The sequence below is a fragment of the Rhodanobacter sp. C05 genome (assembly GCF_002001165.1).
GTDB lineage: Bacteria > Pseudomonadota > Gammaproteobacteria > Xanthomonadales > Rhodanobacteraceae > Rhodanobacter.
Genome location: NZ_MUNQ01000007.1, coordinates 312,685 through 323,852 on the forward strand (window position 1 = coordinate 312,685; position 11,168 = coordinate 323,852).

The window sequence follows — 11,168 nt, forward strand, 5'->3', positions numbered from 1 at the left end:
TAATGCGCAGTCATTCCGGAGTGCCTGTCTGCCATGAGTCGTCGCCTGCTCGTCACCCACGCTTTGCCCTATGCCAATGGCCCGCTGCATCTGGGCCATATGCTTGGCTATATCCAGACGGATATCTGGGTGCGTGCGCAGCGGATGATGGGCAACGAAGTGCATTTCGTCGCAGCCGACGACGCGCACGGCACGCCGATCATGCTGGCCGCCGAAAAGGCCGGCATGACGCCGGAGGCGTTCATCGCCGGGATCCGCGAAGGCCATGAGGCCGACTTCGCGGATTTCCAATTCAGTTTCGACCATTACCACACCACGCACTCGGAAGAGAACCGCGAGCTGGCCTCGCTGATCTATACACGCCTGCGCGACAGCGGCTATATCGCCAAACGCAGCATCCAGCAGCTGTTCGATCCCGAAAAGCAGATGTTCCTGCCGGATCGTTACATCAAGGGCGTATGCCCGAACTGCGGCACGCCGGATCAGTACGGCGACAACTGCGAGCACTGCGGCGCCACCTATGCCCCGACCGACCTGATCAACCCCTATTCGGTGATGTCCGGCGCCACGCCGGTATTGCGCGATTCGGAGCATTACTTCTTCGAGCTGAGCAAGTTCGAGGGGCTGCTGCGCGACTGGTTCGCCGGCAAGTTCACCGGTGGCAAACCGGTGGCGAACAGCGGTGTCGCGGCTAAGTTGCGGGAGTGGCTGGATGGTGGCCTGAAGGACTGGGACATCTCGCGCGACGCGCCCTACTTCGGCTTTCCGATACCCGATGCACCCGGCAAGTTTTTCTACGTCTGGCTGGATGCGCCAGTGGGTTACCTCGCCAGCTTCAAGGCGCTGTGCGACCAGACCGGCCTGAAATTCGACGACTTCCTCGGTCCCGACAGCACCGCCGAGATGCACCACTTCATCGGCAAGGACATCATCAACTTCCACGGTCTGTTCTGGCCGGCGATGCTGCATGGCGCGAACTTCCGCACGCCCACCGCGCTGCACGTGAACGGCTACCTCACGGTGAATGGCGCGAAGATGTCCAAGTCGCGCGGCACCTTCATCCAGGCGCGCACGTATCTCGACGCTGGGCTGCATCCGGAATTCCTGCGCTACTACTTCGCGACCATGCTCAGCGATGCACCGGTCGATGTGGATCTCGACCTCAAGGCGTTCGAGGAACGCGTCAACTCGCACCTGGTCGGCAAGTGGGTGAACATCGCCAGCCGCACGGCTGGCTTCGTGCAGAAATTCTTTGATGGCAAGCTGGCCGATCGTTTCGACGCCGAAGAAGCCGCGCTGTGGCAAACCCTGCTGTCGCATTACGACGGCATCGACCAGCTTTACGAAGACGGTGAATTCGCCGAGGTGACACGGCGCTTCGTGCTGATGGCCGACCTGGTGAATGGCCACATCGCCGCCAAGGCGCCGTGGCTGATGGCCAAGGACGAAGCACAGCGCGACGCACTGCATCAGGTGTGCTCGTTTGCATTGAGCGCCTTCCGTCTGCTGGCTGGCCTGCTCAAGCCGGTCATGCCCGCCACCGTGGCTGCCGCCGAGCAGTTCCTCGCCGCACCGATCACTGACTTCAACGATGCCCGCCGCGAACTGCACGGCCACACCGTCAACGCGTTTGAACCATTGCTCGCCCGCATCGACCCCAAGCGCATCGAGGCGATGGTGGAAGCATCGAAGGAATCGCTCGGCAGTTCCGGTGCTGAAGCCAAGCCTGCACCGGCCAAGAAATCCAAGGAACCCAGCAAGACCATGAGCGAAGCCAGCAGCACTTCGAACGCCCCCGCCAACGGTAACGCCGTCGATGGCGCCGCCATCATCGGCATCGACGACTTCGCCAAGCTCGACCTGCGCGTCGGCAAGGTCATCGCCTGCGAATTCGTCGAGGGTTCCGACAAGCTGCTGCGCTTCGAACTGGATGCCGGCCCGCTGGGCAAGCGACAGATTTTCTCCGGCATCCGTGCCGCCTACGGCGAACCGGAGAAGCTGGTCGGCCGCAACGTGGTGTTCATCGCCAACCTGGCGCCGCGCAAGATGCGCTTCGGCCTGTCCGAGGGCATGATCCTGTCGGCCGGCGACGGTGGCAGCGACCTGTTCCTGCTCGACGCCGACAGCGGCGTGACTGCTGGCGCAACGGTCAAATAAGCGATTCCTTCCATAAAAAAACCTCCCGCTGCGAGGCGGGAGGTTTTTTTATTTGCCCAGGTCAGTTCAGGCCAGTTCGTTGGCATTCGCGATGATCTTGCCCACCAGCCCATAAGCCTCGGCGGCTTCCGCGGACATCCAGTAATCGCGCTCGGTGTCCTTGGCGATGCGCTCTACCGGCTGGCCGGTCTCGCGCGCGAAGATCTCGTTGAGGCGCTGGCGCATCCGGATGATCTCGCGTGCATGGATCTCGATCTCGCTGGCCGAACCACCGGCGCCGCCGGAGGGTTGATGCAGCAGGAAGCGGGTATTGGGCAGGCTGAAGCGGTTCTCGCGTTTGGCCGCGGCGTAGATCAATGCGCCCGCGCTGGCCACCCAGCCGGTGCCGACGATGCGTACTTCCGGCTTCACGAACTTGATCATGTCGTAAATGGTGTCGCCTGATTCGACGTGACCGCCCTGGCTATTGATGAAGATGGTGATCGGCTCGTCGCTCTCGTACTGCAACGCCAGCATGCGCGCGGTGACACGCTCGGCGAGCTTCTGGTCAATCCCGCCATAGATCAGGATGGTGCGCGCCTTGAACAGGCGGTCCTCGATCTGCGGTGGCCGTTTTTCCGGCGTTACGGTTTCGGCTTCCTTGGCCAGCGAAGCCGGGGTGCGGTCGATGGAATGCATGTGTGGTTCCTTGATGATCGTGCCGGAGCACCGATGATGGCACTTCCATTCGGACCCGTGTTCGCGGCCGATGGTCTCCGCAATACGAGATGGCGACAAATGGCAGCACTTCAAGCTGGGGATGTTCGAGCAGTTTGCGCGACAATGGACGCCTATGACGTTACATCCCGCCATGAACGATTCCGCAGCCAGTCTCGCCGACCGCATCGACGCGATCCTGCCGCAAACCCAGTGCGAGCAGTGCGGCTATCGCGGCTGCCGCCCGTATGCGGAAGCGATTGCGTGTGGCGAAGCCGAGATCAATCAGTGCCCGCCCGGTGGCGCGGCAGGCATCGAGAAGCTGGCCGCGCTGCTGCAACGTCCATTGCTGCCACTGAGTCCCGAGCATGGCATCGAGAAGCCACGCACGCTGGCGCGCATCGTCGAGGCCGACTGCATCGGCTGCACCAAGTGCATCCAGGCCTGTCCGGTCGATGCAATCGTCGGTGCGTCGAAGCTGATGCATACCGTGATCGCCGACGACTGCACCGGCTGCGAACTGTGCGTGCCAGCCTGCCCGGTCGACTGCATCGTGCTGTTGCCGATGTCGGTCGAGCAGATCGATACAGCCCACGCCGATGCCGCCCGTGTGCATTTCCAACGCCGTGAGGCACGACTGGAACGCCAGCACGTACAGCGCGAAGCCGAGCTGGCCGCACGCAAGGTGGCGGTGGACGCCACGGCCGGCCCGGTCAATCCCGTGCTGGCGGCGCTGGCCCGCGCCAAGGCGAAACAACAGGAGCCGAAGCCGTGAAGCGCGCCGAAGTAATCGACATGTTCACACGCCTGCGCGAACTCAACCCGCACCCGACCACCGAACTCGTCTACACCACGCCATTCGAGCTGCTGGTCGCGGTGGTGCTGTCGGCACAGGCCACCGATGTGGGCGTAAACAAGGCCACGAAGAAGCTCTATCCGGTAGCGAACACCCCACAGGCGATCCTCGCTCTCGGCGAGGAAAGCCTGAAGCGTTATATCAGCACGATCGGCCTGTTCAATGCGAAAGCGAAGAACGTGATCGCGCTGTGCCGGCTGCTGATCGAGCTGCATGATGGCGAGGTACCGCACAATCGCGAAGCACTGGAAGCGCTGCCCGGCGTAGGCCGCAAGACTGCCAACGTGGTGCTCAACACCGCGTTCGGCGAACCGACCATCGCGGTGGACACACATATCTTCCGCGTCGCCAACCGTACCGGGCTGGCACCGGGCAAGGACGTACGCACGGTCGAGGACAAGCTGGAGAAGGTGATCCCGGCCGAGTTCAAGCAGGACGCCCATCACTGGCTGATCCTGCACGGCCGCTACGTGTGCAAGGCACGCAAGCCGGATTGCCCGCACTGCGCAATCCGCGACCTGTGCCGCTACAAGGACAAGACCGTCGCCGACTGAACCATGCAGCTGTGTCCCTCCCCTGCTCGCAGGGGAGGGCTGGGGTGGGGTTGCTCTTCGCCATGAAGATCAAAAGCTTCACTCCCTCCCCACCTCCCCCTGCGACCCTAGGGAGTCCCCTCTTCGGAACGAGCAAGGGGAGGAGCACATCGAGGTTCCAGCAAGCATTCAGGCCGGCAGCTGCGCCCGCTCCAGCGCCGCAATGTGACGTTCCAGCCGCGGCCCGAGGTAGCAGTGCGAGCCGCATGGCAGCAGTCCAACCTCACCGAATTCGCGCAGATACCAGGCCGGTGCGCGCGATACGAAACCGTGGTGGTCGCCGGCCACATCATCGCGACTGGTGAATACCTCCAGGAACGCCACGCCTTCGAGCATCTCGCCGATGCCCTGCAGGCCTGCGCGGATCTCGGTCGGCTTCAGGTAGTGCAACACGTCGGTGCACACGATCAGGTCGAAACGGGTGTCGAAACGCAACTGTTCGAGTTGGCCAAAACGCGCCAGGCCAATGTTGCGGCTGCGGCCGTAGCGCGCCACCACGTATTCGCTGGCATCCAGCCCGCGATAGGCGATATCCGGCCGCAGTGCGCGCAGTGGCGCGCGCCAGGTCGCCTCACCGCAACCGACATCGAGCACGTTGCGGATCGGCCGACCGAGGTAGTACTCGGCTTGCGCCACCACCATCGCCACCTTGCGCTTGAGTTCAGCCGGCGAACCGACCGCATGCTGCGGATCGCGATACCACTTGTCGAAATAGTCGCGGTCGTAGGTCTTGGGCATGGCAGGCTCCGGCGGGTGTCGCATGGTAACTGCCGTCGCGCGCAATGAGCACTTCGGCTGAATCGCGTCGGAATATGCGCTGTCTGTCACGTTGCGGCAGTCAGCCAAACGGCACCCATTGCGTTAACACTACGCAACGCCCATCACCGGAGTACGGACGCATGCCTGCCGCCACCCCGCTTCGCTGCCGTACGCTGGCTCTCGGCCTGCTGCTGACGCTCGCTCCGGCACTGGCTTGTGCCGGTGACGGAAAGCCGCCAGACCGAATGCCGACCACGAAGGTTACCGCGAAGGTAGACGGCCTGCGTCTGGGCGATATCGCGTGGCTGCGCCGCGACAGCTTCGGTCTCGACAGCGCCACGCTGGCGCGTTACCGCGAACTGGGCCGCACACGCTTCCTAGACGAACAGCTTGCCGGCGACGACAGCCTGCCGCCGCAGGTTGCCGCGCAGATCAACAGCCTGGCCGTCATCAGCACGCCGCTGGGGCAGCAGCTGGCCGACTACCAGGAGCGCGCGCAGCAGTTCAAGCAGGTGCCGGCTGGCCCGGCCAAGGACGCCGCGAAGACGGCCTTCCAGCAGTACCGTCGCGATATCTACCTGCAGGCCGCGCAGGCCGAGATGCTGCACGCGATCTACGGCAGCGACCAGCTGAAGGAACAACTGGTGTGGTTCTGGCTCAACCACTTCAGCGTGTATGCGGACAAGGGGCCGGTACGCCTGTTCGCCGCCGACTACGAGGAACACGTGATTCGCCCGCGTGCGCTGGGCAAATTCAAGGATCTGGTCATGGCCACGCTGCAGAGCCCGGCCATGCTGGTGTTCCTCGACAACGAGCACAACGTCAAGGACAAGACCAACGAGAACTACGCACGGGAGCTGATGGAACTGCATACGCTGGGCGTGAACTCCGGCTACAGCCAGCAGGACGTGCAGCAGCTGATGCGCATCCTCACCGGCGCCGGCCTGCTGCCGGCAAAGCCGGCTGCGCGACGCAACCTGTTCGCCCATGCGCGTCCCGGCCTGGTACACGACGGCCTGTTCCTGTTCAACCCGAACCAGCACGATTTCGGTGAAAAGAACTTCCTCGGTCAGACCATCAAGGGCAGCGGCTACGACGAGATCGCCCAGGCCGTGGATATGATCGTGAGCCAGCCGGCATGTGCACATTTCATCTCGCAGCAGCTCGCCACTTACTTCATCGCCGACCAGCCACCGGCTTCGCTGGTCGATGCGATGGCGAAGACGTTCCAGCGCAGCGACGGCGACATCGCCGCGGTCATGCGCACGATGCTGCGGTCGCCGGAAGCTGCCTCTATCGACGGACACAAGTTCAAGGACCCGATGCGTTTCCTGGTCTCGGCGATGCGGCTTACCTATGACGGCCAGCCAATTCCGAATGCGGTGCCGCTGGTGAACTGGCTGCGACAGATGGACGAGCCGCTGTATGGCCGCATCACGCCCGATGGCTGGCCGCTGGATTCAGCCAGCTGGACCGGCTCGGGCCAGATGAGCAAACGCTTCGACTTCGCTCGCGTGATAGGCAGCGGACGCAACCGGTTGTTCGTGGATAGCGGCGACCCTGCGCTGCCTGGCGTTCCTGCGAATCCGCCGCGGGATGCTCCCGCGTTGCGTGACTCTGCGCTGTATCGCGACGCGATAGCGCAAGGGCTATCCACTGCCACCGGCACCGCGCTGAGCCAGGCCAAGTCGCCGATGGAATGGAACACGTTCCTGCTGTCGTCGCCCGATTTCAATTACCGCTGACGTTTTGCTCCTTCCGCATGGACGAGCTTGCCGACCATCACCGAGGTGCTCCATGAACCGCCGCGAATTCCTGTTTGCCGCCGCCAGCGCCACCGTTGCGTTGCCGGCCCTGTCATTCTCCGGAAAATTGTTCGCCACGCCGACCAACGCGCCCCGCTTCCTGCTGGTGTTCCTGCGCGGTGGCTACGACTGCAACAACCTGCTGGTACCCCACAGCAGCGACTTTTATTACGAGTCGCGACCGACGCTGGCGATCGCCAAGCCTGACTCCGGCAACCCGAACAGCGCAATCGCACTGGACGCAAACTGGGGCCTCAATCCCGTGCTGCGCGACTCGGTCTATCCGCTGTGGCAGCGCAAGCAGATCGCGTTCGTGCCGTTCGCTGGCACCGATGATCTGTCGCGCAGCCATTTCGAGACGCAAGACAATATCGAATCCGGTGAACCTACTGCCAAACGCGGCAACTTCCGTTCCGGCTTTCTCGCCCGCCTGTCCGGCACGCTACCCGGCGTGCCGCCGATCGCATTCACGAATACCCTGCCCCTGAGCTTTCAGGGCGCTGGCCATGACATTCCCAACATCTCGCTGAAAGGCGATACCAAACCGCATTTCGACGCGCGCCAGTCGGCGATCCTCACCCAGATGTACCAGGGTACCTCACTGGCTGCCGCCACTGCAGATGGCCTGGCGCTGCCGAACACCGTCTCGCAGGACCTGCGCGATGAAATGGTTCATGCCAGTCGCGGCGCACCCAGCGCGAAAGGCTTTGCCGCCGAAACACAGCGCATTGCCACGCTGATGCGCGACCGCTATCGGCTCGGTTTCATCGATGTGGGCGGTTGGGATACTCACGTGAACCAGGGCAGCGTCACCGGCGGCCTTGCCAACAACCTGCAGAACCTCGGCGCTGGCCTCGCCGCTTACGCCGACGCACTCGGTGACGAGTGGAACAACACCGTGGTGGTGGTGGTTTCCGAGTTCGGTCGCACCTTCCGCGAAAACGGCGACAAGGGCACCGACCACGGTCACGGCACCGTGCACTGGGTACTCGGCGGCAAGGTCAACGGCGGCCGCATCGCCGGCGAGCAGGTTGCCGTCAATCGGCAGAGCCTGCTGCAGAACCGCGACTATCCCGTGCTCAACAATTACCGCGACGTGCTTGGCGGCATGCTCGGACATGTGTGGGGCCTGTCAGGCAAGCAATTGCAGACCGTGTTCCCGGGCGCGCAGCCCCGCGATCTGCAACTGGTCTGAGACAGCACTCACGCCACCGAACTGGGCACCAGCAGATGCTTGGCGATCTGCCCGTGCAGGCGACCAATGCCACGGACCAGATGCAAGGTAGCGAACAGCAGCACGACACCGACGAAACAAAGCGCGATCGTGCCAGCCCAGTCCGGGCCGTAGTAGCTGAAACCATCGACATCCATGTTGATCACGTTGAAACCGAACGCCTTGACGAAGGGCGAACCAATGAAGGCCAGTGACACACTCAGCAGCGTCACCGCGATCGTGAAGTAGATGATGCCGAGCGGCAGCATCAGAAGCATGTAGAACAACGTGCCCCAGGTGCGTCCGTCGGTGAACATCGCACCGATGCGCTTCAGCAGCGGCTGCCCTTGCTGCGACGGATACAGTGGCCGGCGCGGCATGCGCACTCCCAACATGGTTTCGACGATGCGTCCCTCCAGCAGCGACAGCCCGCGCACGCTGCCAAGGAACAGCAGGAAGAACGGGATACCGATGATCAGGATCGACAGGCCGGCTGACAATGAAAGGCCAGTCACTGCCCAGGTGAAATAGAAAATACCGGTGACCAGCGACAGCAACAGGTAAAACAACGCACCGTAGGTGTGCGGATCTGCCGCGACACCGAAGAATCGTCCCAGTACCGAATGGCGCGGCGGCGGCGGCGGCGGTCGGATCGCGCGTTGGATCTTGATTTCCTGGTCGCGGTAGATCTCCGCCACTTCGTCCGGTGCGCCATAGCTGCCAACGACATGATCGAGCATCGCAGCCTCGTCACGACCCGGTTGTTCGGCCAGCTCGGCGCGAAGATGTTCCTCAGCGTCGTAGAGGGCATCCTGGATCAGGGCAGGATCGGCGCCACGTAGAGCGCTGCGCAGTTGATCCAGATATTCATTGATGGTGCGTGGCGCGTTCATTACACCCCTCCTTGCAAGACGTTATCGACGGAGTCGCGGGTTGCGGTCCAGGCCGCCACCCACTCGCGCAAGACCTCGCGCCCCGGTTTGGTGATGCGGTAATAGCGGCGCGGCGGCCCGCTGATCGATGGCTCGACTTCGCTGCCCAGCAACCCCGCCGCTTCCAGATTGCGCAATACGGGATACAGCGCGCTCTGTTTGCCAGCCAGCACGCCCTCACCCACTTCCTCCAGCCGCTTGGCGATCTGGTAGCCATACATCGGCTGGCGCGACTGGCCGAGCACCGCCAGCAGCACCAGCGACACGGTGCCGCTGGAAAGCTCCTTCTGGAACTTCTTCAACTGGCTGGCGTTGTCTTCCATTCGCTCACCCGTACTGCCGCTTAGACATGAGTGAACCATAGTGTGAACTTGATACTAGTGCATGGGCCTGAAGTCATGCCTCCGGCAATTTGGCGCCCAGGCTCTGCTAAGTTGCTCTTCTGCCGATCAGCCGCCTGAAGGGGAACCGCATGTTTCGTCGCCACTATCTCGTCGCAGCCGCTGCATTGAGTGCCGGCCTGCTTGCACTATCCGCCCTCGCGGACCAGAGCAAACCCACGCCGACTACCCAGGAGTTGCTGGCAAAATCCGGCGCAGTCGAATGGCGTCAGCCTGACCCAAACAATCTGCTGGTGATCCAGCTGTCCACCGGCCGCGTCCTGATCGAACTGGCACCGGACTTCACCCCGTTGCATGCCGCAAATATCCGCACCCTGATAAAGCAACACTATTTCGACGGACTGGCGATCGTGCGGGTGCAGGACAACTTCGTGACCCAATGGGACGATCCGGCCGGCGACGATGGCGGTGACCCGAAAAAAGTACGCTCGCTGGGCAACGCCAAGAACACCTTGCCACCGGAATTCACCCGCCCGATCGATCCCAAACTGGCATGGACCGCGTTGCCTGACGGCGACGTCTATGCACCTGAAGTCGGTTTCTCCGAAGGCTTTCCGGTGGCACGTGACCCGGCCAGCGGACAGGAATGGCTGGCCCACTGCTACGGCATGGTCGGCGTCGGACGCGACAACGGCCCGGAAACCGGCAATGGCAGTGCACTGTATGCCGTGATCGGCCAGGCACCACGCAGGCTGGATCGCAATCTGGCGGTGATCGGTCGCGTGCTGGAAGGCATGCCGTTGCTGTCCGGTTTGCCCCGGGGTACTGGCCCGATGGGTTTCTACAGCCAGCCAACTCAGCGCACGGTGATCCAGTCTGTACGTCTGGCAGCCGATATACCCGTTGCCAGACGTCCTGTGATCGAAGTGCTGCGCACGGACAGCACCACGTTTGCCACCTTGATCGAGGCGAAGCGCAATCGTCGCGATACCTTCTATGCAGTCCCCGCCGGCAAGATCGACCTGTGTGGCATCGATGTACCGGTACGCGAACCGACCTCGGCGGGCACTGCGGTACACCAAGCCCATTGATCCGGCTCATGCGAACATCCTGTTCAGCCATATCGGTTACCTTGCAGCCAGGCTTGATCATGTCGGAAACCGCTACATGCCACTGAACGATACCGTCGCCTTCTTGCGCGCGTGGCTGCGAGCCCCGCGCCGGATTGGCGCCGTCACGCCATCCGGCGCGGCACTTGCCCGCCTGATGACAGCCCATGTGAGCCAGCTCGATGGACCGGTCATCGAGCTTGGGCCAGGCACCGGCGCCTTGACCCGGGCACTGCTGGCACACGGTGTGCCTCCGCATCGGCTCGCGTTGATCGAAGCCGATCCGCACTTTGCCGACGCCCTGGCCCGACGCTATCCGAAAACGAAGATCCTGCGCATGGACGCAGCACAACTCGGGCACACCCAGCCGCTGTTCGGTGATGAGCGTGCCTGCGCCGTGGTCAGCGGCCTCCCGCTGTTGTCGATGCCGGCGGCGCAGGTGGCCGCCATCGTGCAGGGCGTGTTCGATCGCCAGCTGCGTGCCGACGGCATGTTCTACCAGTTCACCTACGGCCCGCGTTGTCCGCTCCCGGCAAGCCTGCTCAAGCGGTTGCATCTGCAGGCGCGGCGCGTCGGAGGCGTCATGCTCAACCTGCCACCGGCATCGGTCTACTGCATCAGCCGGCGCCCGGATATCCAGGTTGCCGCCTGAGACACCGTCCTGCCGGCAGGCACGCCACGCGCCATGCGTTCATTGTGCCAATGGG

At 63.1% G+C, this 11,168-nt stretch carries 11 protein-coding genes; 7 read left to right on the plus strand and 4 right to left on the minus strand.

The window, feature by feature from the left end; all coding sequences use genetic code 11:
- Nucleotides 1–33: 33 nt before the first annotated feature.
- Nucleotides 34–2,157 (plus strand): methionine--tRNA ligase, encoded by a 2,124-nt coding sequence (metG, locus tag B0E51_RS06040; RefSeq protein ID WP_077443931.1) that lies wholly within the window; start codon nt 34–36, stop codon nt 2,155–2,157.
- 66 nt (nt 2,158–2,223) lie between these two features.
- On the opposite strand, the gene B0E51_RS06045 is transcribed toward metG, so the two are convergent.
- On the minus strand, nt 2,224–2,835 hold the full coding sequence (locus B0E51_RS06045; RefSeq protein ID WP_077443932.1) for an ATP-dependent Clp protease proteolytic subunit: 612 nt from the start codon (nt 2,833–2,835) through the stop codon (nt 2,224–2,226).
- A gap of 172 nt (nt 2,836–3,007) precedes the next feature.
- Here B0E51_RS06045 and B0E51_RS06050 point away from each other — a divergent pair, with 172 nt between their 5' ends.
- The gene (locus B0E51_RS06050) at nt 3,008–3,628 is read left to right on the plus strand and encodes an RnfABCDGE type electron transport complex subunit B (protein WP_077443933.1); all 621 of its coding nucleotides are present in this window, start codon (nt 3,008–3,010) and stop codon (nt 3,626–3,628) included.
- Nucleotides 3,625–4,263: an endonuclease III gene (nth, locus tag B0E51_RS06055; protein WP_077443934.1), complete on the plus strand. Its 639-nt coding sequence runs from the start codon at nt 3,625–3,627 to the stop codon at nt 4,261–4,263. Before B0E51_RS06050 ends, nth begins: the two co-directional genes overlap by 4 nt.
- Before the next feature lie 168 nt (nt 4,264–4,431).
- Here the strand turns inward: nth and B0E51_RS06060 are convergent, their stop codons facing one another.
- Nucleotides 4,432–5,040, minus strand: a complete 609-nt coding sequence (locus tag B0E51_RS06060) for a class I SAM-dependent methyltransferase (RefSeq protein WP_077443935.1) — start codon at nt 5,038–5,040, stop codon at nt 4,432–4,434.
- A 161-nt stretch (nt 5,041–5,201) separates the two neighbouring features.
- On the opposite strand from B0E51_RS06060, the gene B0E51_RS06065 reads away from it, so the two are divergent.
- A complete protein-coding gene (locus B0E51_RS06065) occupies nt 5,202–6,806 on the plus strand; it encodes a DUF1800 domain-containing protein (protein ID WP_077443936.1) in 1,605 nt (534 codons plus the stop codon).
- 52 nt (nt 6,807–6,858) lie between these two features.
- Nucleotides 6,859–8,061 carry a DUF1501 domain-containing protein gene (locus tag B0E51_RS06070; RefSeq protein ID WP_077443937.1) on the plus strand — a complete coding sequence of 401 codons (1,203 nt, stop codon included), beginning with the start codon at nt 6,859–6,861 and terminating at the stop codon, nt 8,059–8,061.
- Nucleotides 8,062–8,069: 8 nt separating this feature from the next.
- Here the strand turns inward: B0E51_RS06070 and B0E51_RS06075 are convergent, their stop codons facing one another.
- Both B0E51_RS06075 and B0E51_RS06080 read right to left on the minus strand, forming a co-directional pair.
- Entirely contained in the window at nt 8,070–8,972 is a 903-nt protein-coding gene (locus tag B0E51_RS06075) for a sensor domain-containing protein (protein WP_077443938.1), read from the minus strand.
- Complete coding sequence (locus tag B0E51_RS06080; RefSeq protein WP_077443939.1) at nt 8,972–9,334, minus strand: PadR family transcriptional regulator; 363 nt, start codon at nt 9,332–9,334, stop codon at nt 8,972–8,974. Before B0E51_RS06080 ends, B0E51_RS06075 begins: the two co-directional genes overlap by 1 nt.
- 149 nt (nt 9,335–9,483) lie before the next feature.
- On the opposite strand from B0E51_RS06080, the gene B0E51_RS06085 reads away from it, so the two are divergent.
- Together B0E51_RS06085 and B0E51_RS06090 are read left to right on the plus strand one after the other, a co-directional pair.
- Nucleotides 9,484–10,443 (plus strand): peptidylprolyl isomerase, encoded by a 960-nt coding sequence (locus tag B0E51_RS06085; RefSeq protein WP_077443940.1) that lies wholly within the window; start codon nt 9,484–9,486, stop codon nt 10,441–10,443.
- Nucleotides 10,444–10,519: 76 nt separating this feature from the next.
- Nucleotides 10,520–11,113, plus strand: coding sequence for a phospholipid methyltransferase (locus B0E51_RS06090; protein WP_077443941.1), 594 nt, complete (start codon nt 10,520–10,522; stop codon nt 11,111–11,113).
- Nucleotides 11,114–11,168 lie beyond the last annotated feature (55 nt).

Excerpts from the sequence above, each read along its gene's own strand:
- B0E51_RS06050 (WP_077443933.1), top strand. The coding sequence starts at position 3,008 with ATGAACGATTCCGCAGCCAGTCTCGCCGACCGCATCGACGCGATCCTG.
- metG (WP_077443931.1), top strand. The coding sequence starts at position 34 with ATGAGTCGTCGCCTGCTCGTCACCCACGCTTTGCCCTATGCCAATGGC.
- B0E51_RS06045 (WP_077443932.1), bottom strand. The coding sequence starts at position 2,835 with ATGCATTCCATCGACCGCACCCCGGCTTCGCTGGCCAAGGAAGCCGAA.
- B0E51_RS06060 (WP_077443935.1), bottom strand. The coding sequence starts at position 5,040 with ATGCCCAAGACCTACGACCGCGACTATTTCGACAAGTGGTATCGCGAT.
- B0E51_RS06085 (WP_077443940.1), top strand. The coding sequence starts at position 9,484 with ATGTTTCGTCGCCACTATCTCGTCGCAGCCGCTGCATTGAGTGCCGGC.
- B0E51_RS06075 (WP_077443938.1), bottom strand. The coding sequence starts at position 8,972 with ATGAACGCGCCACGCACCATCAATGAATATCTGGATCAACTGCGCAGC.
- B0E51_RS06065 (WP_077443936.1), top strand. The coding sequence starts at position 5,202 with ATGCCTGCCGCCACCCCGCTTCGCTGCCGTACGCTGGCTCTCGGCCTG.
- B0E51_RS06070 (WP_077443937.1), top strand. The coding sequence starts at position 6,859 with ATGAACCGCCGCGAATTCCTGTTTGCCGCCGCCAGCGCCACCGTTGCG.
- B0E51_RS06080 (WP_077443939.1), bottom strand. The coding sequence starts at position 9,334 with ATGGAAGACAACGCCAGCCAGTTGAAGAAGTTCCAGAAGGAGCTTTCC.
- B0E51_RS06090 (WP_077443941.1), top strand. The coding sequence starts at position 10,520 with ATGCCACTGAACGATACCGTCGCCTTCTTGCGCGCGTGGCTGCGAGCC.